The 20,012-nt window shown below is 71.5% G+C and carries 27 protein-coding genes; 11 read left to right on the top strand and 16 right to left on the bottom strand.

The window, feature by feature from the left end:
• Positions 1-540 precede the first annotated feature (540 nt).
• From OHA30_RS04520 to OHA30_RS04480, 9 genes are all read left to right on the top strand, one after another.
• A complete protein-coding gene (locus tag OHA30_RS04520; RefSeq protein WP_328912491.1) occupies positions 541-867 on the top strand; it encodes a transcriptional regulator in 327 nt (108 codons plus the stop codon).
• Position 868: 1 nt separating this feature from the next.
• The gene (locus OHA30_RS04515) at positions 869-1,897 is read left to right on the top strand and encodes a hypothetical protein (RefSeq protein ID WP_328912490.1); all 1,029 of its coding nucleotides are present in this window, start codon (positions 869-871) and stop codon (positions 1,895-1,897) included.
• On the top strand, positions 1,897-2,598 hold the full coding sequence (locus tag OHA30_RS04510) for an ATP-binding protein (protein WP_328912489.1): 702 nt from the start codon (positions 1,897-1,899) through the stop codon (positions 2,596-2,598). The genes OHA30_RS04515 and OHA30_RS04510 overlap by 1 nt, the downstream gene beginning before the upstream one ends.
• Positions 2,599-2,719: 121 nt before the next feature.
• Positions 2,720-3,289 carry a WhiB family transcriptional regulator gene (locus tag OHA30_RS04505; protein WP_328912488.1) on the top strand — a complete coding sequence of 190 codons (570 nt, stop codon included), beginning with the start codon at positions 2,720-2,722 and terminating at the stop codon, positions 3,287-3,289.
• Positions 3,286-4,353 (top strand): DUF2637 domain-containing protein, encoded by a 1,068-nt coding sequence (locus tag OHA30_RS04500; protein ID WP_328912487.1) that lies wholly within the window; start codon positions 3,286-3,288, stop codon positions 4,351-4,353. Before OHA30_RS04505 ends, OHA30_RS04500 begins: the two co-directional genes overlap by 4 nt.
• Positions 4,354-4,457: 104 nt before the next feature.
• Positions 4,458-4,682 (top strand): hypothetical protein, encoded by a 225-nt coding sequence (locus OHA30_RS04495; protein WP_328912486.1) that lies wholly within the window; start codon positions 4,458-4,460, stop codon positions 4,680-4,682.
• 308 nt (positions 4,683-4,990) lie between these two features.
• The gene (mobC, locus tag OHA30_RS04490) at positions 4,991-5,287 is read left to right on the top strand and encodes a plasmid mobilization relaxosome protein MobC (RefSeq protein WP_328912485.1); all 297 of its coding nucleotides are present in this window, start codon (positions 4,991-4,993) and stop codon (positions 5,285-5,287) included.
• On the top strand, positions 5,284-7,032 hold the full coding sequence (locus OHA30_RS04485) for a relaxase/mobilization nuclease domain-containing protein (protein ID WP_328912484.1): 1,749 nt from the start codon (positions 5,284-5,286) through the stop codon (positions 7,030-7,032). Before mobC ends, OHA30_RS04485 begins: the two co-directional genes overlap by 4 nt.
• Positions 7,033-7,107: 75 nt before the next feature.
• Positions 7,108-7,512 (top strand): hypothetical protein, encoded by a 405-nt coding sequence (locus tag OHA30_RS04480; RefSeq protein ID WP_328917720.1) that lies wholly within the window; start codon positions 7,108-7,110, stop codon positions 7,510-7,512.
• 73 nt (positions 7,513-7,585) lie between these two features.
• On the opposite strand, the gene OHA30_RS04475 is transcribed toward OHA30_RS04480, so the two are convergent.
• The gene (locus tag OHA30_RS04475; protein ID WP_328912483.1) at positions 7,586-7,816 is read right to left on the bottom strand and encodes a hypothetical protein; all 231 of its coding nucleotides are present in this window, start codon (positions 7,814-7,816) and stop codon (positions 7,586-7,588) included.
• Between the two features lie 98 nt (positions 7,817-7,914).
• Between OHA30_RS04475 and OHA30_RS04470 the strand changes: the two genes are divergently transcribed.
• The gene (locus tag OHA30_RS04470; protein ID WP_328912482.1) at positions 7,915-9,504 is read left to right on the top strand and encodes a hypothetical protein; all 1,590 of its coding nucleotides are present in this window, start codon (positions 7,915-7,917) and stop codon (positions 9,502-9,504) included.
• Between the two features lie 101 nt (positions 9,505-9,605).
• Here the strand turns inward: OHA30_RS04470 and OHA30_RS04465 are convergent, their stop codons facing one another.
• From OHA30_RS04465 to OHA30_RS04450, 4 genes are all read right to left on the bottom strand, one after another.
• Positions 9,606-9,935, bottom strand: coding sequence for an esterase (locus OHA30_RS04465; protein WP_328912481.1), 330 nt, complete (start codon positions 9,933-9,935; stop codon positions 9,606-9,608).
• A gap of 91 nt (positions 9,936-10,026) precedes the next feature.
• On the bottom strand, positions 10,027-10,239 hold the full coding sequence (locus OHA30_RS04460) for a hypothetical protein (RefSeq protein ID WP_328912480.1): 213 nt from the start codon (positions 10,237-10,239) through the stop codon (positions 10,027-10,029).
• 212 nt (positions 10,240-10,451) lie between these two features.
• Positions 10,452-10,814, bottom strand: coding sequence for a hypothetical protein (locus tag OHA30_RS04455; protein ID WP_328912479.1), 363 nt, complete (start codon positions 10,812-10,814; stop codon positions 10,452-10,454).
• A 73-nt stretch (positions 10,815-10,887) separates the two neighbouring features.
• Positions 10,888-11,241 (bottom strand): DUF317 domain-containing protein, encoded by a 354-nt coding sequence (locus OHA30_RS04450; RefSeq protein ID WP_328912478.1) that lies wholly within the window; start codon positions 11,239-11,241, stop codon positions 10,888-10,890.
• Between the two features lie 218 nt (positions 11,242-11,459).
• Between OHA30_RS04450 and OHA30_RS04445 the strand changes: the two genes are divergently transcribed.
• Positions 11,460-11,726, top strand: a complete 267-nt coding sequence (locus OHA30_RS04445; protein WP_328912477.1) for a hypothetical protein — start codon at positions 11,460-11,462, stop codon at positions 11,724-11,726.
• Positions 11,727-11,730: 4 nt separating this feature from the next.
• On the opposite strand, the gene OHA30_RS04440 is transcribed toward OHA30_RS04445, so the two are convergent.
• The 11 genes from OHA30_RS04440 to OHA30_RS04390 all read right to left on the bottom strand — a co-directional run bounded on the left by OHA30_RS04440 (position 11,731) and on the right by OHA30_RS04390 (position 19,874).
• The gene (locus OHA30_RS04440; RefSeq protein ID WP_328912476.1) at positions 11,731-12,219 is read right to left on the bottom strand and encodes a hypothetical protein; all 489 of its coding nucleotides are present in this window, start codon (positions 12,217-12,219) and stop codon (positions 11,731-11,733) included.
• 33 nt (positions 12,220-12,252) lie between these two features.
• Positions 12,253-13,119 (bottom strand): DUF317 domain-containing protein, encoded by an 867-nt coding sequence (locus OHA30_RS04435; RefSeq protein ID WP_328912475.1) that lies wholly within the window; start codon positions 13,117-13,119, stop codon positions 12,253-12,255.
• A 16-nt stretch (positions 13,120-13,135) separates the two neighbouring features.
• Positions 13,136-14,074 carry a DUF317 domain-containing protein gene (locus tag OHA30_RS04430; protein ID WP_328912474.1) on the bottom strand — a complete coding sequence of 313 codons (939 nt, stop codon included), beginning with the start codon at positions 14,072-14,074 and terminating at the stop codon, positions 13,136-13,138.
• Positions 14,075-14,093: 19 nt separating this feature from the next.
• Positions 14,094-14,939, bottom strand: a complete 846-nt coding sequence (locus OHA30_RS04425; protein ID WP_328912473.1) for a DUF317 domain-containing protein — start codon at positions 14,937-14,939, stop codon at positions 14,094-14,096.
• Between the two features lie 117 nt (positions 14,940-15,056).
• Positions 15,057-15,890, bottom strand: a complete 834-nt coding sequence (locus OHA30_RS04420; protein ID WP_328912472.1) for a winged helix-turn-helix transcriptional regulator — start codon at positions 15,888-15,890, stop codon at positions 15,057-15,059.
• Positions 15,891-15,933: 43 nt separating this feature from the next.
• Positions 15,934-16,470, bottom strand: a complete 537-nt coding sequence (locus OHA30_RS04415; protein WP_328912471.1) for a hypothetical protein — start codon at positions 16,468-16,470, stop codon at positions 15,934-15,936.
• A gap of 28 nt (positions 16,471-16,498) precedes the next feature.
• On the bottom strand, positions 16,499-17,227 hold the full coding sequence (locus tag OHA30_RS04410; RefSeq protein ID WP_328912470.1) for a hypothetical protein: 729 nt from the start codon (positions 17,225-17,227) through the stop codon (positions 16,499-16,501).
• Positions 17,228-17,345: 118 nt separating this feature from the next.
• Positions 17,346-18,029, bottom strand: coding sequence for a hypothetical protein (locus tag OHA30_RS04405; protein WP_328912469.1), 684 nt, complete (start codon positions 18,027-18,029; stop codon positions 17,346-17,348).
• Positions 18,026-18,508 (bottom strand): hypothetical protein, encoded by a 483-nt coding sequence (locus tag OHA30_RS04400; protein ID WP_328912468.1) that lies wholly within the window; start codon positions 18,506-18,508, stop codon positions 18,026-18,028. The genes OHA30_RS04405 and OHA30_RS04400 overlap by 4 nt, the downstream gene beginning before the upstream one ends.
• Positions 18,505-19,272: a glycosyl hydrolase gene (locus OHA30_RS04395; protein ID WP_328912467.1), complete on the bottom strand. Its 768-nt coding sequence runs from the start codon at positions 19,270-19,272 to the stop codon at positions 18,505-18,507. Before OHA30_RS04395 ends, OHA30_RS04400 begins: the two co-directional genes overlap by 4 nt.
• Positions 19,269-19,874 (bottom strand): DUF4913 domain-containing protein, encoded by a 606-nt coding sequence (locus OHA30_RS04390; RefSeq protein ID WP_328912466.1) that lies wholly within the window; start codon positions 19,872-19,874, stop codon positions 19,269-19,271. The genes OHA30_RS04395 and OHA30_RS04390 overlap by 4 nt, the downstream gene beginning before the upstream one ends.
• Positions 19,875-20,012 lie beyond the last annotated feature (138 nt).

Genomic DNA, 20,012 nt, shown 5'->3' with positions numbered 1-20,012 from the left:
TCGACCGCCCTCGCACGCCCCGAACCTGTCTCCCCGGCCGTCTCGGAATGACGGTCGCGACTGGGGTAATCCTGACGTGGCATATTCCGGACAATGCCCAGGTCACAGCGCCGATGCCGGAGCGGGATCGGAAGGCTGCGCGCTCTTTCCGCAGGTCAGGGGGCCTGCGGGTGCTGATGCCGCTGTCCGTTGTCCTTGAGGAGCCGGGTCGGTGTACCGGACAATTCCACGAAACCGCAGGTCAGGTGTGCCTTTGGTCTTCGGTTGATGACGCTGGACTTGTGCGCGGGCGTCGCCCTATGGTTCTGGTCCCGGCAAGCCGATCAAGGACCGGCAGCGGGCCGGAAACAGGGGGAGGAGGGGGATGCGCGTGCGGGGGTCATGACGCACAGGGGCCGAAAGAAGAACCGGCGCCCGGGAGCTACCAACTCCCAAGCGCCGGGCCGGCATCCCGAAGGACACCGATTCACCTCTCGCGGGCGGCGGGGCTTCTCTGCACGAGACCGCCGCACCGCGCTCCTACGAGCAACGGAGTATCGCATGCCCACCGCCCAGGGCGGAAGTCCGGCCTGCCCGGACGCCGACCGCGCGCACCGCCTCGCGGCCCAGCTCGCCGACATGATCCCCGGCGCAGCCACGATCCGGGTCGGTCTCACCGACCCGGCACGGACCTGGCCCCACCCCCACGCTGTCGCCAAGGACGGGGCGGGCAGGCCGGTGGAGCTGTCCCGGACGACCGCGCGGATCGCGGCCCGTTGGATCATGCGGGTGTGGCCGGAGGCGGACTGGACCCGGCCCCACGCCTTCGACCTCGCCACCGCCACCCTCACCTGCAGCGACAAGGTCGCTGCAGGCCGGGGCCGCTGACGTGTCGCGCATCCGCTCCGTCAAGCCGGAGACCTGGACCTCCGAGACGCTGGCCGAGGTGAGCGTCCCCGCCATGGTCACCTTCCTCGCCATGACGAACATGGCCGACGACCACGGTCGTCACCGCGACAACGCGGCGATCATCTTCGGGCTGGTCTGGCCGCTGCGTGCCGAACACAGCGCGGTCCACGTCGAGGAGGACCTCCAGCAGCTGGAGAGCGCCGGAGCGATCTGCCGGTACACCGGCTGTGACGGGAAGCGCTACTTCCACTACCCGACCTGGTTCAAGCACCAGAAGATCGACAAGCCGTCCCAGTCCCGGCTGCCCGCATGCCCGCGCTGCGTACCCGAGCGGTGCGGGGTGTGCAACGGCCCCTGCTCCCAGCGCGGCGACACTTCGCCGAAGGCTTCCGGAGGGCCCCGCGAGCCTTCGGCGAATCTTCCCGGAGCCTTCGATCGGCCCGCGCAGCCCGCCGCGACCCCTTCCGCGCCCACCCCGGACACCTCTGCGCCCGAGCAGGACACCCTCGGCGCTCCCGAAATAACCGTTCCCGGAAGCGCCGATGAAACCGCAGGTCAGAAGGGATTCGCCGAACCCTCCCCGAAGGCTCCCCGAAGGGTCGGGGAACCCTCGGCGCCTGGATCTAGGATCTTGGATCCTGGATCTTCTTTCCCTACGGGGCGCGAAGCGCCCGGCGCGGGCAGCGTCTCGGCGAAGGAGCTGATCGGCGAGTACGTCGCCGCATGCCAGCAGCGCCCGCCGGGCGACGTGATCGGCCACCTCGGGGGCATCACCAGGAAGCTCCTGGACGAAGGTATCGCGGTGGAGCACGTGCGGGCCGGGCTGCGCCGGTACGCGGAGATCCAGGGGCACCCGTCGCGGCTGCCGAGCCTGGTCAACGACGCGATGAACGCCCCCGGCGGATCGGGCGCCGGTTTGACGCGACCGCGATCCGGCCCTGGCGTGCCCGTTCACACCGCGTGGACCAACCCCGCCGACCCTGCCACCGCCTACGCCGAGGAGCTGTGATGCGTACCCGAACCCGTGAACCGCAGACCCTCGCCGGTGCCGGAAGTCTCGACCGGATGGCCCGGATCCTGGTGGCCCGGGGCATCGACCCCACGGCCGCTGCCCTGGCGGACGAGCCCGAGCCGTACTCGCCGCCGACCGGCCTTGTGGCGGGGATGCCGCCGCGCTACCGGGGCGCGGTGGCCGACCACCCGCAGGTCCTGGCCTGGTGCCGGGAGGTCGCCGCACAGGCCGCAGCTCCGAGCCTGGGTGCGCGGCGGCAGGTGGCGACGGGGCCGTCGCTGCTGATGGCCGGGGTGGTCGGCGCGGGCAAGACCTACCAGGCGTACGGCGCGGTCCGGGCCCTGGCCGGGGCGGGGGTCGGGGTGCGGTGGCGGGCGACGACGGCGGCCGACCTGTACGCCGAACTGCGCCCGAGGGCCGGGGCGGACAGCGAGCGGGAGCTGGCGGCCGTGGCCCGGGTCCCGGTTCTGATCCTCGACGACCTCGGCGCGGCCAAAGCCAGCGAGTGGGTGGAGGAGATCACGTACCGGCTGGTCAACCGCCGCTACAACCACTGCCTGCCGACACTGATCACCAGCAACCTGGCGATCAAGGACCTGCGTGCCCACGTCGGGGACCGTGTCGCCTCCCGGCTGGCGCAGATGACCACCCGGGTCGAGTTCGCCCCGGTCGACCGCAGACGTACCTGCGCCGCCTGACCTGACCGGCGGTCAGGCCGCCCCCGCCGGGCCCGCCCCCAGCGCGCCGCCCGCCCACTTCCCGACCAGGCATCTCCGCCGACGCCGACTCGCGCGCGGAGAGCGATCGGAGCAACCCCGTATGCCCAGCACGACGATCACCCCTGCCCGCCACCGCTCGCTCGGCGACCAGACCTGGCAGAACGACGCCGTCTGCCAGAGCACCGAGTACCACCCGGTCGACCCCGACATCTTCTTCCCCGGGCCCGACGAGATGGACAAGATCCGCGCCGCAAAGGCCCTGTGCGCCCAGTGCCCGGTCCGCCGTACCTGCCTCGACGCCGCCCTGGAGACCGGTGACACCCACGGCATCCGGGGCGGCCTGACCGAGGAGGAGCGCGAGCCGCTGCACGAGAACCTTCCCGCCCGCCTGGACTACAGCCGCGTCAACGCCGCCGTCGCCGGACAGGACGTGCACCTGACCAAGGCCGAACGGCGCGCGGTCATCCTTGCCGCCCACCGCCACGGCGTCAGCGAGGACCGCCTGGCCTGGCTGCTGAAGGTCACACCCCAGCACGCCAAACGCCTCTACCGCGAAGCCCGCCGGGCGATCCGGCACCAGGACCTGGAGCAGACCACGAACACCACGACGCCCTCGCGCGAGCCGAACGGCGAACCCCTGGACCGCGACGACTTCGGGACGGCGGCGTGACCCTGGCCCACGCGCCGGGCACGGCGCACGTCACTGGGTGGGACCGCACCGTCGTCATCGCCCTGGGCGGAGCCGGGTGCGCCCTGTCGTACGACGCCCTCCAGCAGATGGCCGTCGCCATCCACGTCCGGGGCCCGCTGACTTACCTGTTCCCGCTGGTGATCGACGGGTTCATCGCCTACGGCATACGGGCCCTGCTGGTCCTGCGCGACGCGCCGCTTCGCTCCCGCCTGTACGTGTGGATGCTGTTCGGTACGGCGACCGCCGCGAGTATCTGGGCCAACGCCCTGCACGCGGTTCGCCTCAACCAGCAGGCCCCGGTGACCGACGGGCTGCGGCTGTCCGACACGGTGGTCGCGGTGCTGTCCACCATCGCCCCGCTCGCCCTGGCCGGCGCCGTCCACCTGTACATCCTCATCGCCCGGGGCCCGGACAACCACGGCGACCGGCCTGACCGCCACGATCACTCCGGTCAACCCGGCCACGGCGGTCAACCCGGTCAGGGTGACCGGGCCTCGGGCATCACGGTCACTGCGGCTGACCGGACCGGTCAGCGGTCACCGCACGCCGGTCAGACCGGTGCCGGTCAGCCGGTCACCGCGCCGACCGGGCCACACAGGGTGACCGGGAACCCGCCGACATCGGTCACCGGGTCACTGACCGGGAACGGTGACCGGGCGGACAACATCGGCCCGGTCACCGGTCACCGGGATCATCACGGTCCGGGGAAGCAGGCCGCTGACCTGGGTGGTCAGCCGGACAACGGCCCGGCGGTCACCACCCGCCCGGTCGGTCACCCGGCGGTCGCTGACCGGCCGGTGGCTCCCGCGCCGGTCAGTGACCGCGAGCCCCGCAGAGCCGGTGACCGGCGGCCTGACCTGGACACCGAGGAGCTGCTGGAGATCGCCCGGTCAGCGGTCAGAGCCGAGGACAAGCTGACCCGCAAGGTCGTCGCCCAGGCCATCCGGGGCCAGCAGATCCCGCTGTCCAGCGACACGCTGACCGCTCTGATGGCCCAGCTCCGCGAACAGCACGCACCGCCGGTCACCACCTCCCAGGACTGACCGAACATCACGGGGCGGGTGACCGGGCCGGACCGTTCGGCCGGTCACCTGCCCCCCCGGACGCACCTCACCCCGAGCCCCGTAACCGAAGCGGAGGACCGTTCATGCGCACGAATCCCGCCAGCCCGGCCGAGGTGGAGACCTGGCTGACCGTCCTGGTCCGCAAAGGCCACCTCCACCGCGCCGAAACAGGCCCGGACACCACCTGGACCGTGCAACGGCATCGGCACAGCCGCCCGTGGACCCTGCACCACCCGGTCCTGGCGATGGACTTCATCGAGGATGTCCTGCGCGATGTCCACCAGCAGGACGCGGAGCCGGGCCGGTGACCGCGAACGACCCGGCGGCCACCACCCCGCAACAGCAGCGCAAAACCAACTCGGCTCCTGGCGGAGCAAGTTGTGGGGTAAGGAGTCCTTACCCCGCTCCCGCCCCGAAGGGGGCGGGAGCTGCCCGTTCGGCAGCAGGCCCGAGGGTGCCTGCCGCCGAACGGGACGACGGCCCGGGGGTGCCGTCGGGGGAGGAACAACCGCCGCCGAGCGCCGCAGTCCGCGCAGCGCCGCGCCGCCGACTGCGCCAGAGCAGCTTGCGTCCGCACCGCGTCTGCCCCCGATTCAGCGACGACGAATGGGCAGCCGTGCAGCAGGCCGCCGCCACCGCTGACCTCGCCCCCGGCGGCTACGCAGCCGCCGCCACCCTCGCCGCTGCCACCAGCAGCAACCCCAGCGCGGCGGTCGCCGACTACCGGTGCGGCGTGCAGGAACTGATGGAGTCCAACCGTCAGCTCGCCGCCGTCGGCAACAACTTGAACCAGGTCGCCCACTTCCTCAACGCCAGCGGGCAGCCCGCCACGGACCTGCGGCAGCTCCTGCACCGTATCGACGCCGCACTGTCCGGGGTGGACGACGCGGTGGCCTGGCTGGTCCGCCGGTGATCCCCAAGATCCGGTACGGCACCGGAGGAACGTACGGCCTGATCCGCTACCTGTTCGGCCCCGGCAAACGCGACGAGCACACCGACCAGCACCTGGTCGCCTCCTGGAACGACTACGCCCCCGACCCGGGACGCAACCCGCATCACAGCATCGCCCAGCTCGCCGGGCAGCTCGACCAGCCCGTCAAAGCGATCGGCGACCGGGCGCCGGACACGACATTCTGGCACTGCTCGGTCCGCGCCGACCCCGGCGACCGGTACCTCGACGACAACGACTGGGCGGCCATCGCCCGCCGCATCGTGAAGGCCGTGGGCATCGCCCCCGAAGGCGACACCGCCGCCTGCCGGTGGGTCGCCGTCCGCCACGCGCCCGACCACATCCACATCGCCGCCACCCTCGTACGCCAGGACGGCCGCCGTGCCGGCCTGAAGTTCGACAAGCGCAAAGCCCAGGCCGAAGCCCGGCAGATAGAAAAGGACTACGGCCTGCGACAGCTCAACCCCGGCGACGGCACCGCCGCCAAAGCCCCCACCAGCCAGGAACGGTTCAAAGCCGAACGCACCGGCCGGGACCAGACCCCGCGCGAGACGCTCCGCGAAGCCGTCCGCCAAGCCGTGGCCGGAGCCGCTGACGAAGCCGAGTTCTTCACCCGGCTGAAGGAGAAGGGACTGCGGGTCAAACCCACCCACGGATCCTCCGGTGACATCCTCGGCTACGCCGTCGCCCTGCCCGGCGACCGCAACGCCAAGGGCGAACCCATCTGGTTCGCGGGCTCCACCCTGGCCGCAGACCTCTCCCTGCCCCGCATCCAACTTCGCCTCGCCGCCGGCACCCCCGACCAGAGTGCCCCGCCGCGAACCGGCAGCACCCGGACCAACTGGTCGGCGCCCGCCCGCGGACGGCGTGCCGCCGCCGGGGTCGCCGAGCGCGCCGCCGTCATCCTGGACAACGACAACGACAACGACAACGACGACGAAGCCGCCGCCCAGCTCGTCGGACTCGGCGAAATCCTGGACGCCGTCGCCCAGACCTCCCCGGCCGCCACCCGTACGGAACTGGCCGCCGCAGCCCGCTCCTTCGAACGCGCCACCCGCAGCCACATCCGCGCCGAACACGCCGACGCCCGCGCGCTACGCTCCGCCGCCCGAGGCATCATCCAGGCCGGCGGGGCACTGGGCCGGGGCGAGGACGGCGGCACCACCGCCATGCTCCTGTCCACCCTCGTCCTGGCCGCCATCGCCGCAGCCCGCTGGCACTCCGCCCGCGGACACGCCCAACAAGCAGCAGCCTCCCGGCAAACCGCCCAGCACCTGCGCGCCGCCTACCAACAGGCCGCCGCCGCACCCATGCACGCGCTGCATGCCCAAGGCCGCGCCCTTCCCGAACCCGCACGCCGCAGGTACGAGACCACCATCCGCGCCGCCATCCCCGACCACGGCGCATCGTCCGCGGACACCGACGCGCTGGCCGCCACCCTGGCCGAGATCGAACAGGCCGGCCACGACCCCCAAGCCCTGCTCCAGCGGGCCATCGACATGCGCGAACTCGACACCGCCGAGAACGTCAACGACGTCATCGTCTGGCGCCTACGCCGCCTGGCCAACCTCCCCGCCCACCCCGAAACCCCCGCCCGCACCCCGCAGGCCGACACCGACCGCACCAAGCCTCCAGCCCGCCGGACCACAGCCCCAGCAACGCCCAGCCTTGCTGCCCCCACCCCCCGCAACCGCCCGCCCCGACGCTGAGTCCCGGTGCCTGAAACCTCTGGACAGCTCTCCCACCTGCTGTTATGGATGAACATGAAGGACCTCGAACGGGAGATGACGCTCGTGCCCAGAACCACCCACCAGCAGGCGGACCCCGCCGTCACCCCGTCGCCCCTGCCTGTCGGCGGCGACCCGCTGCGGCAGCTCCAGTACGAAACCGAGCCGCCCACCGGCCCCAGCGCGATCCGGTGCACCGGCCACGCGCGGGAACTGGCGCTGCGCGGAATCCCCGTCATGTGCTCGGCCTGCCAGGCCCGCCGCGACTGGATCCTGATCAACCACGGCCGCAACGTCTGGATCCGCTGCCGCTGCGGCAACCAGTGGCTCGAACCAGAGATCCGGCGAGCGGACTTCGACGCCCTGCTCACCAACCCGAACTGGACCAACTACCCGAGCCTCGAACAAGCCATGACCGCCCTCGGCTTCGACGGCTCCTTCGCCGGCACGTACCTGGCATAACCAAGCGGACACCGGACAGCGACAAGGAGCGCCACCAGCACAGCGGTGGCGCTCCTGATTTTTCCAGCCGTGATCAGCCGCGGTCGCCACCCTTGGGGAGCTGGCCCCGGAAATCGCAGCCGGGGCAGGTGTCCTCGCCTTCGATATGGCCTTCGTACCAGCCGTGCACAGCGGCGTGCAGAACCGCGTCCTTCCAGTCGGCTTCGCCGCTCTCCACGGAGGCGATGGCGTTGCCGACGATCACCCGGAGCAGAGGGCTGTCCGGTGACGGGTACGGCGGTGAGGGCATCGGCGAGTCGGTCATGCCCCCGAGCTTAATGTTGTCCACAGGCGCCATCCGTTGAAGGCGATGTCGCTGATGGGCGGGCGCGGTGTCGTGGGCATGCGCGAAGATTGCTCGGCATGAACCCCGACGAGGAGCAGCGGCCCGACGCAGCCGACGACGACTCCGAGTATGAGCCCTGGCAGCATTCGGAGTTGCTGCGTGAGCTGCACGTCCTGCACACGCTCCCCGACCCGCAGCGCCGCGGGTACATGTTGGAAGCCCTTCTGGAACGAGCCTTCCGGCAGGCGCACTTCGAGGCAGACCACAACCCGAAGATGGACCCCGAGCGCCAGACGGACTTCGCCGTCATTTCCCACAGCCACCGCTATCTCGTTGAGGTGAAGTGGAAAAACCGCGAGGCAGGCACACCCGAGGTGGACGAGGTCCGAAGCAGGTTGCTAGGCGGCGACAGCACCGTGGTGGGCGTCCTGTTCACCATGCTGGGCATCAACGACGACGGGAAACAACGCATCATCGGGCGCCGCGACCACGGCCTGGTCCTGGTCTTCGATGAAGCCGACATCCTCGTTGCACTGCGGGATCCGCACGAACTGGCGAGGCTGCTTCGCCACAAGCACGACCAATTGGCCGTGCACGGGCAGGTTGACGTCGGCGCGCAGCACCGCGAGGCCCGGCGGTCCCCCCGCAGCCGAGCTGGCAAGGAGCAGCGCCTCCCCGAAACGCACCACAGGCTTCTGAACATCGACGGAGAGGAGGTGCCGTCGTTCCACGGGGCCGGTGACTTCGGCACCACGGTCTTCTGCCTCGAACTGCCCGACGTGGACTGGGTGCCCGCTGCCGGCAGCGGCATGTGCCTGGACATGCCCGTGGCCGCACGGAGCCAGGACGAATTCCTCGGCCGCCTCGACGATCTGAACGAACTCGGATGGATAACCGACAGAGGTCAGTGGGCCATCCAGCAGCACGGCCGTAACTGGCACGGGGTCGGAGCACGTTCATTCGTCCAGGCGCTCAAGGACTGGGAGGCACGGACTGCCGCTCTCGACGATCCGCACCACAGTGAGGAATTCGTCTACTTCGAAGCCTGCGACGGCGGTTTCTACACCGTGTCCGGCAGCTTCTCCGCGGAACCCACCCGTCGCCTAGCGCGGTGCAACGCCTCATTCCAGTTGGTCGGGGTGCCAGTGGACCCCGGCTCGCTGCAGCAGCTCTACCGGCGGTTCGATGTCCCGAGCCGGGGGTATTTCCGCCCGCTCGTCGAACAGTCCGTCACCCGGCACAGGCTTGCCGGCAGTGTCCAGCTCAAGGTTCTCGGATACATCGTGGAGCCCGCAGACCACTACTGGGACAAACAAGAGTGGGTCGTCGGCGTGCTGGCGGCCAACCCCTACTACAAGACCGGCCTTCAACCACCAGACAACTGGCCTGACGATCTGGCCAGGTCCGGTGTGATCATCTGCAGCCTGCGGTCCCATCACCCGCTGAGCAAGCCGAAGGAACGGTACGAACTCTGGTCGTACGAGGTTGCCAGGACCTCCGACGCTCACGCTCTTCGTGTCGTCGCCGAATGGTCGGAGGTCGAGGAGGAGCGAGAAGAGCGTATGCCGACGGCAGGGGCTGCTTCCCGCTATTTCAGCGTGGGCGTCGGGGAGGTCCTCAAGGAGGAAAACCCTGCGCCGGGGCGGGCGATGCCCAACCTCCAGTAGCCGCTGGCGAACTCCTCCGAAGTGGCCCTGCATACGGCAAGGCCGCCCCTGCCGGTCGGCGCGGGGCGGCCTTTTCGCGGTCGTGCTCGGACGGGGGTGGGTCAGATCTCGGCGAGGCGGTTGGACAGGTCCAGGGCGGTGGTGGCCAGAGCGAGGGCGTGGCACAGGCCGGTGACCTCGTAGAGGGTGGGGCGTATCAGGGTGGGCCAGTCGTCGGGGGCGGTGGGCCAGCGGGCGAGGAGGACTTCGGTGGTGGCGAGGCCGAGGTGGGCGTGGACGGTCCAGCCCGCGCGGGGAGCGGGTTCCCAGCGCAGGCGGATGCGGCCGAGGGGGAGTCTGGTGGCGCTGGTGGGGAGCCAGGCGACGTCGAGCGGGCCGTTGGGAAGGCCGGAGATACGGCGGACGAGCGCGCCGCCGGTGTCGTTCGGCATCGGCCGGAGGGCGAGGCCGCGCAACGGGAGCGCGGCGGAAGCGTGAAGTGGCGCGGGGATGGGTGCCTCCTGGGCGAGCTGTCGGGTGGGTTCAGGTCCAGGCGAGGGCGTCGCGGACCCCGGGCGGGAGGTAGCCCTCCTGTCCGTCCTCGGCGATGTACACGAGTCCGTCGCTGATGACGATGCTGGCGCCGAGGAAGTGGGCGAAGGGCCAGTCCGGGTTGACGGCGAGGCGGATCCGCAGGTTGGGGTCGAGGTCCTGGAGCTGCTGGAGCAGGTATCCGACGGTCAGGTCGTGGGGCACGGAAACCTCCGGGAAGTGGGATACGAAGAGGAAGGCGCTGGTGCGGCTGGGGGTCGGCGCGGGAGGCGGAGCAGGTCGCGCAGGACCTTCGGGCCTTTCGACGGGCCCGGTTCCGGAGCGGGGTGTGCGGCCAGGTGGCGGCGGGATTCGTTGACGTAGCCCTTGCCGCGGGCCGGTCGGCCCGGTACGGGCCGACCGGCACGGGGCGATGCTCAGGCCGCCAGGCGGAAGAGTCGCTCGGGGACCGGCACGGTGTCGTTGGCCACCGTGATCAGGCGCTTGTGGAGGAGGCGGAGCAGGGAGACGGAGATGTCTTCGTTGCGGACGCCCATGGCGTGGGCGATCTCGGGGATGCGGGCTCCGTCGGGCAGAGTTGCGAGGAGGGCGACGATGTCGCTGTCGCGGGCGAGGGACTTCTCGTAGGCGTAGTCCCAGGTGTGGACCAGGCCGTTGACGGTGACGGCCAGACTGAGCACGAACTCGGTGCTGTGCACTGGGGCGGTGGCCGTCAGGGTGAGGCCGAGGGCGGTGATGGCGGGACCGGCGAACCGGTGTGTGGCGTGCGAGAGCTTCAAGGGCGATTCCTTCGTCCGGCGGCAGTGGGCAGTGGGCAGGGGCGGTCCGGCCGGTGGCCGGACCGCTGGTGGTTCAGTGGTCGGCGTGGCCGGTCAGCGCTTCGAGGAAGGCGGCGACGGCCCGGCTCGGCACGTTCGGGCCGAACTCCTGCACCCAGGGCTTCGCGTCGGCTTCGGCGGGGGTGGCCTGGATGGTCCAGACGGTGCCGCGCCGCCAGGCGGCCTGGTCCTCCGGCAGCCAGCCGACGTAGATCCGTCCGTCCGGGCTGGTGCAGTGCGCGTTGGCTTCCGGGGTGTCCACGATCGTCCAGCCGCGCTCGCTGAGCAGGCTGAGCACGGGCTCGGCGCTGCCGTCGCCGGCCAGTGAGGGGCGCTGGGCGGCGACGGGGCGGAAGAGGGCGGGAAGGTTGCTGCCGGTGGTGTTCAAAACGGGACGGTCCCTTCGTTGACCTGCGGTTTTTCCCGACACCGGTACGTTGACATGGGGTGCGCCGGTGGTCGTAGTCGTATTGCGGGGGATCGTGTCTGCCGTGGGCGAACTGGACGCCGATGCAGGTGAACCGGCCGCCGGGAATGGATCGCGGCGGCCGGTTGTCGTAACCGGGTTGCGGCGCACGGCCGTACGGGGCCGAAGGGGGAGCAGGCATGGCGGAGGCGGGCAGCAGACACGGGGACGGCGCCGGGCTGGAGCGCAAGATCCGGGCCTCGGGGCGGCCGTGGACGGTCGGCGACATCGCGATGGTCGCCGACGGCCAGTGGGCCGTGGGCCTCACCGCCCCGGAGGCAGAAGCGGACACGGCGGTGGAGCAACGGGCTGCGGACGGGCGGAGCGTGGAGATGACGGTGGAGGAGCTGGCCCGCGCGGTGGGCGCCCGCCTCTGGGACGTCCACCGTGACGAGCCGGCGGGCTGAGCGGTTACCGGCGGGGCCCGTTCGCGGCCACCGGCGGGCTGGCTGTGGCCGGACCGGCGGGCTGACCGGGTAGTTGGCCCGGGGCGCGTGGTGTGTGGGCGGATCGGGCGACTGCTGCCTGGGCCAGGCGGATCGCCGGTTCCCGTTCGGCGGGCAGGGTGGCTTCGCGGGCGTCGATGACGCAGCCGATCGCCTGCAGGGCCGTGCGGCTTTCGGCTTGGGCGACTCGCAGGTCCGCCGCAGACCTGGTGATCCGTTCCAGGTCGTAGAAGGCCGGCGCCTGGCCGGGCCGGGTCATGGCGTGCAGGCGGTCCTGATGCACGACGACCGCATTGGACGACACGACGAGCACGGAGCGGATATGCATCGCCGAGCGCAGCAGCGGGTCCTGAATCGGGTGTTGGACCGCGATGGTCTCCAGTTCCTCGATGGGCTGGGCCCAGGCTTTCTCGATCATCGCGGTGGCCTGGTCGAAGACCGTGGTTTTGGGCATGGGTGAATTCCTTCTGCTCGGAGGGGGTTTGGGTCAGCGGCCCGGCCCGGGGTGCTGCGGGTGTTGCGGAGCGGGGGGCTGGTGTGGTCCCGGGATGACGGGCCGGGTGGCCGTGCCGGGCAGCGCGAAGGTGGTACGGGCGTTGGCGGCGTGGGCGCGGAGGATGTCCAGCAGTGTCGGCACGATGGGCGTGACCGGGGTCGCGGTTGCCTGTGGCGGCAGGTGCCGCAGGTCGTCGCCGTAGCGGATGAGCGGGGCGGGGTCGGTCAGGGCAGTGTTCATCGCCGCGACCAGGCCCTCGGGAGTGAGGGAGGAGGCGGTGGCGTACCACTGGTTGCCGGGCGGGCCGGCAAGGGTGAGCCAGCGCTCCTGGTACCCCGTCATCTCGTCGTCGTGGTCGAGCAGGCTGCGGCGCAGTTGGACCTCGGCCAGGCCGTCCGGGGAGCGGACGGTGAAGACGTCGTCGATTCCGAAGCGCTGGCTCCACCCGGCCGCCGCCAGCGGAGCGATGACGTTCATCACCGCTTGGTAGTCGTCGCTGTAGTGGAGGTAGGAGTCCGGGCCCTGGGCGTAGGCGGCGGCGAGCGCGGTGGTGAAGCCCGCGACGATCTCGGTCGGGGCGCTGTCCTGGAAGGTGACCAGCCAGCGGGCCGTGGCGAAGGAGTCGGAGTACGCGGTGATCTTCCACAGTGCGTCGTCCTCGCCTTCGGGCAGATACCCGAGCCGGACCCGCTGGTCCGGGGCGTCGGCATAGATGTTGCCCAGCTTGTCGTGGGTCCGGGTCCAGCCCTGGCCGAGCAGGGGGCGAAGTGCGGGTTCGCCGGTTTCGGTGGGTCCGGCGAGGTAGCGGGGCGTGACGTGGAACTCGCGCCACCGCTCGCCGTTGGGGTCGTAGACCATGGCTTCCTCCCGAAGTTCAGCGGTGGCGAGCCGGGGCCGGCCGGCTGGCCGGCGGGCTGGACCCGGGGGTTGGCCCGGGACTGGCCGACCGGTTGGATGCCGGGATCGCGGTGCGGCTGCGGGCGGCCCGGACGCGGAGGTCAGCCGGAGTCTGGCGGGTTTGTACGGCGCGTTGGACGGCCTGGGTGACGGCAGTGCGGCGCACATCGAGCGGCGTCGGTGCCCGCGGGGCTGCCGGTGCGGAGGGGTGGACGGGAGTGAGGGTGACCAGGTGCTCCATGGCGCGGTCGATCGCATGGCGTTCCCGGACTACCGGCGCCGGGTCGGCCATGGCGGCGGCGGTGGCGGCGATCAGGTGGGAGGGGGTGCGGGCGGTGAAGACGGCCTCCGCGCGGGTGCCCCAGCCCGGGGGCCCGGCCCACAGCGTCACGGTCTCGTCATCCCAGCCCGAGAGGCGGTTGTCGATCAGAACGCCCGCTTGCTGATCGGGGGCGATGATCTCGACTGTGCCGCGCTCGGCCGCGCCGTCGTACGTCCAGCCGGCATCGGTCAGAGGCTGGATGCGGTCGGCCCAGTACAGCGACGGGCGGTTCAGGAAGCGGGCGTTGCCCTCGGCGGCGTCGGTTTCGGCGTAGTCGCGGGCCAGGGCGGTGGTGAGTCCGGCGACGATCTCTGCCGGGGTGACGTGGTTGAAGGTCGCGGTCCAGCGGGGCGCGGAGACGGCGTCCTCGGCCGCGGTGACTTTCCACAGCTCGAAGTCGTCGCCGAACCAGCCGATGCGGATGCGTCCGTCGGGTGAGGTGACCAGGAGCTGGCAGGGGCCTTCGTCCAGGTGGTGGTGCGGCCAGTGGGCGACGGGTGCGAAGCCGGCGTCTCCGGTTCCGCTGGACCCGGCCAGGTAGCGGGGCGTTACGTGGTACTCGGCCCACGGATAGGCGTTTGCCGTGTACGGCATAGGACTGCTCCTCCGGTGGTCAGCGGCGCCGGAAGGGCACGGGCGGGGCGGAATCGGGGATGGTCGTGCCGGTGGGCGGGGTGGTGGTCGGGTGGGTGTGCGGGGTGCGGGCGAGCGCGGCCGAGCGGCGGTGGTCGGGGCCCGGTTCGGGGGCGGGCGTGGTGGTGACGTAGGGCAGGTTCCGCTCCGGGATGCCGGAGCGGGGCCGCTCGACGGGCTCGGTGCTGCTGAACGCCCGCACGGTCTCGGTGACCAGGTGCAGGGGCGTGCGGCTGGTGAATTCGGCCTCCCAGCACTCGCCGTTCACCTCGTCCACACAGGCGGACATCGTCCACATCGCCTGGCCGTTGCCGTCCAGTTCGTCGTAGTCGTCGAGGTCGTAGCCGCGCTGGCTGAGGCAGGCGTGTCCGTCGGGTGAGCGCCGGCGCAGGTCCATGTCGGTGTCGGCGTTGTGCCAGCCGCGTTCGGCGGGGATGGCGGCCGGTGAGGGAGCCTGGTCGTACGGGCCGAGCTGACCCGGGTAGTGGTCGTCGGCAACGCACTCGGCCAGTGCGTGGGTGAAGGCCGCGACGATCTCGGTGGGAGTGTCCCGGCTGAAGCGGGCCGACCATTCCGGCATGCCGAGCGGTGCGTTGTACTGGGTGAACGTCCAGCCGCCCCAGGAGGTATCGGGCAGATGGGCGGCGTACAGGTCCTGGCGGGGGCTGATGAACAGGTGCCCGGAGGCGGTGGTGGCCTGGCTCCAGTTGCTTTGTGCGGACAGGGCGTTGGAGACGGCGTCGGGGTTGCCGCGCCCGGCCAGGTACAGGGGGCTGACCAGGAGCTGCGGGTCGGGGTGCTGGTCGTCGGGCTGCTGGGTGTTCATGAAAGTGCGCTCCGGGGTGGGGTGGTGGGGCCCGCGCGCAGCCGGGAGCGGCGCGAGGGACGAGGACCGGCGGGACGGTGGTTCTGGTTCTGGTTCTGGTGCTGGCGTCCATGGGGGTCACCTGCCGCGGGAAGGGGTGGATCGGGTGGTGATGGTGACCGGCACCCGCGGTTGCGGTGCTGGGGCGTGGCTGAACAGGCCGTTCGGTGCGGCGGGACTGCGGCGCAGGGCCGCCGCGGTCCGTATCCCGTCCGAGCCGGGCGGGCGCGGGGCATGGGTACGGGTGGCGGTCGCAACAGGATGGGCGGTGAGCCGGGTTGCGGCGGTGGGGTTGCCCCAGTGCTCGACGGCAACGTAGACCGGGCCCAGGGCCTGGCCGGCGGCGGTGAGGGTGTAGGGGTCGCCGTGGCGGGGGCCGGTGCGGGTGACCAGGCCGTCGGCCTGGAGACGGATCAGGCGCTGCCAGGTGTAGGGGTCGTCCAGACCGACCGCCTCGGTGATACGGACGAAGCGCATGGGCCCCTCGTCGAGGGACTGGATCACGGCGGTCGTGTGGCGAAGTTGGAGTCGGCGCAACGCGTCCTCCACACGCTCGGCCCCGGCCGTCGGACCGAGCGGGAGGTGGGCCTGGGACCAGTGGGCCAGAGCCTGATGGACCTGGGACAGTGAGGCGCCGGCCCTGGTGAGCTGGTACGGGGCGCCACGGAGATCTTCGGCACGGGTGACGAGCCCGTCGGTCTGCATCTGGGCCAGCCGCTTGCTGAGGACCGGCTGGCTGGTAAAGGGAATCCGGGCGCTGATGTCCCGCACCCGCATCGGCTCGTTCTGCTGGGCGAGGGTCTGCACCACCCAGGTGGTCCATTTCGGTGCGATCAGGGACAGCGTGTTCTCGACGCGCTGGGCGTCAACGGCGCTGATTTGCGGGGTGCCGGGCTGAACGATGGCGGACACGGAGTACTCCATGAGGTCGGGAAGCTACAGAAGGGCGGGCGGTTCAGCGGGTGCGCTCCGCGCGGAGCTGCTGGAGAAGGAGGCCGAGGCGGCGGTTGCTGATGTGGATGCCGTAGTCGTGCAGGGCCGGGCGCAGTGCGTCGCGGGTGAGGCGCGGCAGGAGGTCGGCGGCCTCGCGGGCGGCGTCCATCAGGTCTGCGTCCTCGGAGGCGGGACCGGTTCGCCGGGACGAAGGACCGGCACCGGGCTGCTCCAGCAGCAGGCGGATGTCGAGCAGGTCCCACACCGCCTCGGCGTGGGACTGCTCCTGCCGTTCCAGGTCGAGGAGTTCGGCGATACAGGGCCGCAGGCGATCGTCCCGGGTGTATCCGTCGGCGCGGGCGTCCTGCCAGGCGGCGTGGAGGGAGCGGCGTGCGGCGCGGGTCTGTTCGCCGGTCCGGGTGAGGGCGTCGAGGCGGCGCAGTACGACTGGTAGGACGGGGTCGTCCGAGCGGCTGCGTGCGGCGTCGCGCCGCAGATCCTCCAGCGGGCGGCCGTACCGGTGCTCGACCAGACGGCGGGTGTGGGTCACGGTGGACATGGACGTTCCTTTCGTACGGAGGCAGCAGTCAGCGGGTGCGGGTCGGCTTCGCCTGACCGGTGGCCCCGGCCTCGGCGGCGGGGGTGTCCGCCGGCGAGAAGGGACGGGTGCTCCTCGCGCTGCGGCTGAGGGCTGCGGCGGCGCGCGGGTCCTGGGCGCGTGCGGCGCGGGCGGCGACATCGTCGGCGGCACGTAGGGCTTCCAGGCCCAGCGGGGTTAGCGACAGGAGCTGTCCCTGTATGGGCGTGGTGCTGGTGTCCGCCTCGAGCAGGCCGTCGGCGAGCATCCGCTCGACGGTCTGGACCCAGACCGGGACCGTGACACCGCTGCCGCCGGAGAGATACCGGTCCTGCTCGGGCAGCGCGCTCTGCTTCAAGAGAAGCCCACCCTGCTCGACTGCCCGCAGGGCCCTGGTCTGCCGGTCGCCAGCAACGGCCCAGTCGTCGTCGTGGCCCGGTGCCTGACCGGTCGTCTGTTTCCGGTTCCGGCCTAGCCCGGCGGATGCTGCTTCAACGGCTGTTTCGGGAAGCAGCCGCCGGTAGGCGGACACCGCGCGGGCCAGGTGCTCGTAGGCCGCGCCTCGCCGGGTCGCGAGCCGTTCGATCCGCGGGCCGGCGGCGCCCAGGACTCCGTACGACCCGCGTATCTGGGGGGCTTTGCCCTGGCGGAGGGGTTCGAGTAGGTCGATCGTGGCCTGGGCGGTACGGATCAGGTCGCTGTGCAGGTCGTCGACCTCCTGCGCGGCGGTGGCGACCATCCGGCCCACGATGCCCAGGGGTTCGTGCGGCAGATGACGGGTGAGGTCCCAGGGACCCCCAGGCCGAGTTCGGCGGCGACCAGGTGGGCGCCGGGCCGGATGGCGGGGTCGTGGGGGTTCACTGGACGTCCTCCATCTCCATGCGGGTGAGCAGGGAGCGGACCAGGGTGGGCAGACTGCCGGGGTCCTCGCCGGTGGCGGCGTGGTCGAGGGAAGACTCGGTGGCGACGTACGCCGCGTCCTGGCGCAGACCGGAGACGATCTCCGCACAGTCGGTCCGGAACGTCAAAGCGGCGGCGTAAGCCAGCCCGGCCGCTGCCACGTATCCCTCGACGGTCAGCCCGGCCGTGGCGGCGGCGTCGGCGACGGTGTCCCACTGCTCGTCGGTGAAGAAGACGCCGAAGTCCTCGAACAGGTCTTCCGTTCCCTCGGCTTCGGCCTCCTGCGCGCTGCCGAGGACGGCCTGGGTCACCGAGTCGATCAGTCCGGGAATGAGATCCACCGTGGTGGTCAGCTCCACCAGGCTCTCGGTCAGCCAGCCGAGAGCGGAGGCGTAGGAGGCCAGGGTGAACAGCCCGCCGCTGCTGGCAGGCAGCGGTTCCGCGACGAGCGTTTCGAGCCGGTCCGTCAGCTCGGCGACGACGCCGGGGCCGGTCAGCAGCACGCCGAGGACCGGACGCAGGTAGGGACGGCTGGTGGGGGCGGCGTACTCGGCGGTCAGGATGCCGGAGATGCTGTGCCCGGCACGGTCGAGCAGTTCGGCCATCCCGGTCCGGTCCAGAGGGGTGCGGTCGGCAGTCATCGCAGGGCCTTTCGGGCGGTGTTGGGTGTGCTGGTGCTGTACGCGACCGGTACGGACTGGTCGGAGGGCGTGAGTGCGCCGGCGTGGGGGGAGCGGGCGCGGGCGGCGCGGACGCGGGCCTCGGTAGCCGGATCGAGTGGCGGGGTCTGGGTGCGGCCGGTGCGCTGCTGGGCGGTGCGGTAGACCTCGTAGTCCGCGCGGGGGCCGGCCGCGACCAGGTACACCTCGCGCTCGTGCTTCGAGGTGGCGGGCGCGGGACGGAACTGCACCACCAGCCGGTGACTGGCCCAGTCCGATCCCACCCCGAGAATCACCTTGTGGAACCCTTCGAGGCGCCCGGTCAGCCGCTTGGCCACCGGCTCACCGTGGACGAGGTCCTGCAGGTGCAGCAGCGCCTGGTCCCGTATCGGCTCGGGAAGATTGCGCAGGTCCGTGATGGCGTCGGGGTGGGCGGCGAAGGCGCGGCGGGCGAAGGTCACCGCGACCTCCCCGGGTCCTGCTGCCGCACAGCGGGGGTGGACGGTACGGGGCCGCGGTCGAGTCCGCAGGCGGCCCCGCGCACTGGTCCGGCGGAGCGGGTGAGCGCGGCCCGGGTGCGGAGTCCCTCGGCGTCGTTGCGGTCTTCGGGCGGCCCCGGCAGGGGGCTGTTGCGGTCGTCGAGCCAGTCCTGGGCGGTGTCCTCGTCGGGGAACGCCCCCTCGCGCAGGGTGTAGGTGAACGCCTCGGGGTTGCCCTGTTCGAGGAAGACCCGAATCGGGTCCTGGGCCGCGAGGGTGTCGCGGGCCAGGGTCCAGGTCTCGCACGGGTCGTAGTCCCAGGTCTGGGTCTCCAGCACTTCGTAGCGCTGACCGCCGTCACGGACCTTCTGCTCGATACGACCGGTGAGGTCGTCGGCGGCCGCCATGAAGTCGCCGTCCCGCACGGTGATCTTCTCCGGCGGGCAGCCGCGCTCGATCAGCCAGGATTGAGCGAACGGCAGCGCCGCGTGACAGGCGCTCTCCAGGGTGAACGTGCCCAGGCTGAAATTACGGGCGATCTTGACCGCGACGAGTTGCGGCGCCCCCGGCGCCCCCCAGGTCGCCGACTGGTCGTGGGCGACGAAGTAGCTGTGCGAACCGTGCGGGGTGGTGTGGTATTCGGCCAGGACGTACAGGTCACCGGCCCACAGGACGCTTTCGGCCTGCTCGGAGTCGAGATCGGCGGGATCGAGATCATCCAGGGCGAAGTCGGGTTCGGCAGTCACGCGGCCAGCCCCCACTGCCGGGGTGCCGGAGTGGCCAGCACACGGTGGGTCGGGCGGGCCGGGCTGGTCGTGCACGCCGCGAACGGCCCATCAGGAGCCCGCAAATGGGCGAGGGTCTGGTCGAGGTGGTCGCGGTGCCAGACAGAGGGACCGGACAGTCCCGCCTCGGCGTCGGTGAACTGCTGCCAGGCCAGCCACAGCGCGTGCAGCCGGGCGACGGCCTCGGGGTGCTCGTACCACTGCTCGCACCACGGGCGGGTGGTACTGATCTCCCGCCCGTAGACCGGCAGGAACAGGTAGTGCACCCAGCCGGCGAGCGCGGCCAGCTCGGTGGCGTACGCCTCGCCCCCCAGGGCGAGGATGAACAGCGAGGCGGGGCCGTCTGCTCGTTCGGTCTCCGTGGCGGCGTCGGCGGGACCGGACTCGGCGGCCGACCGGGCGGGAGGCTCGGGTTCGGTGCTGAGGCGGTCGAGGATGACACCGTGCTGGCGGACCTCGTCCATGGTCCTGGCGAGCGTGCTGGCCAGGTCATCGAGATCCTCGTCGGGGACGCGGAACGGCTCGTGGTCGGGGGCGGGGGCGGCCTTGCTGGGTTCGGACATGGTGGATCCAGGGGGTGAGAGCGAGCAGAGCGGGTCAGGGCGCTCGGCGCTCTTCTGCTGGTCATCACGGGGCTCCTTCGGGTCCGGAAGGTGTTGGGGGAAGGATCTGCCGAATCCGGGATTTGGTCCGACCGGGAA

Origin of the sequence: Streptomyces sp. NBC_00223 (assembly GCF_036199905.1) — a bacterium.
GTDB lineage: Bacteria > Actinomycetota > Actinomycetes > Streptomycetales > Streptomycetaceae > Actinacidiphila.
This window is presented reverse-complemented; position numbering and strand designations above follow the sequence as displayed.

What these genes read in the sequence shown, in the direction of transcription:
- OHA30_RS04520 (WP_328912491.1), top strand. Translation starts at nt 541, where the DNA reads ATGCCCACCGCCCAGGGCGGAAGTCCGGCCTGCCCGGACGCCGACCGC.
- OHA30_RS04510 (WP_328912489.1), top strand. Translation starts at nt 1,897, where the DNA reads ATGCGTACCCGAACCCGTGAACCGCAGACCCTCGCCGGTGCCGGAAGT.
- OHA30_RS04505 (WP_328912488.1), top strand. Translation starts at nt 2,720, where the DNA reads ATGCCCAGCACGACGATCACCCCTGCCCGCCACCGCTCGCTCGGCGAC.
- OHA30_RS04495 (WP_328912486.1), top strand. Translation starts at nt 4,458, where the DNA reads ATGCGCACGAATCCCGCCAGCCCGGCCGAGGTGGAGACCTGGCTGACC.
- OHA30_RS04480 (WP_328917720.1), top strand. Translation starts at nt 7,108, where the DNA reads ATGACGCTCGTGCCCAGAACCACCCACCAGCAGGCGGACCCCGCCGTC.
- OHA30_RS04475 (WP_328912483.1), bottom strand. Translation starts at nt 7,816, where the DNA reads ATGACCGACTCGCCGATGCCCTCACCGCCGTACCCGTCACCGGACAGC.
- OHA30_RS04470 (WP_328912482.1), top strand. Translation starts at nt 7,915, where the DNA reads ATGAACCCCGACGAGGAGCAGCGGCCCGACGCAGCCGACGACGACTCC.
- OHA30_RS04465 (WP_328912481.1), bottom strand. Translation starts at nt 9,935, where the DNA reads ATGCCGAACGACACCGGCGGCGCGCTCGTCCGCCGTATCTCCGGCCTT.
- OHA30_RS04445 (WP_328912477.1), top strand. Translation starts at nt 11,460, where the DNA reads ATGGCGGAGGCGGGCAGCAGACACGGGGACGGCGCCGGGCTGGAGCGC.
- OHA30_RS04440 (WP_328912476.1), bottom strand. Translation starts at nt 12,219, where the DNA reads ATGCCCAAAACCACGGTCTTCGACCAGGCCACCGCGATGATCGAGAAA.
- OHA30_RS04435 (WP_328912475.1), bottom strand. Translation starts at nt 13,119, where the DNA reads ATGGTCTACGACCCCAACGGCGAGCGGTGGCGCGAGTTCCACGTCACG.
- OHA30_RS04430 (WP_328912474.1), bottom strand. Translation starts at nt 14,074, where the DNA reads ATGCCGTACACGGCAAACGCCTATCCGTGGGCCGAGTACCACGTAACG.
- OHA30_RS04425 (WP_328912473.1), bottom strand. Translation starts at nt 14,939, where the DNA reads ATGAACACCCAGCAGCCCGACGACCAGCACCCCGACCCGCAGCTCCTG.
- OHA30_RS04415 (WP_328912471.1), bottom strand. Translation starts at nt 16,470, where the DNA reads ATGTCCACCGTGACCCACACCCGCCGTCTGGTCGAGCACCGGTACGGC.
- OHA30_RS04410 (WP_328912470.1), bottom strand. Translation starts at nt 17,227, where the DNA reads ATGGTCGCCACCGCCGCGCAGGAGGTCGACGACCTGCACAGCGACCTG.
- OHA30_RS04405 (WP_328912469.1), bottom strand. Translation starts at nt 18,029, where the DNA reads ATGACTGCCGACCGCACCCCTCTGGACCGGACCGGGATGGCCGAACTG.
- OHA30_RS04390 (WP_328912466.1), bottom strand. Translation starts at nt 19,874, where the DNA reads ATGTCCGAACCCAGCAAGGCCGCCCCCGCCCCCGACCACGAGCCGTTC.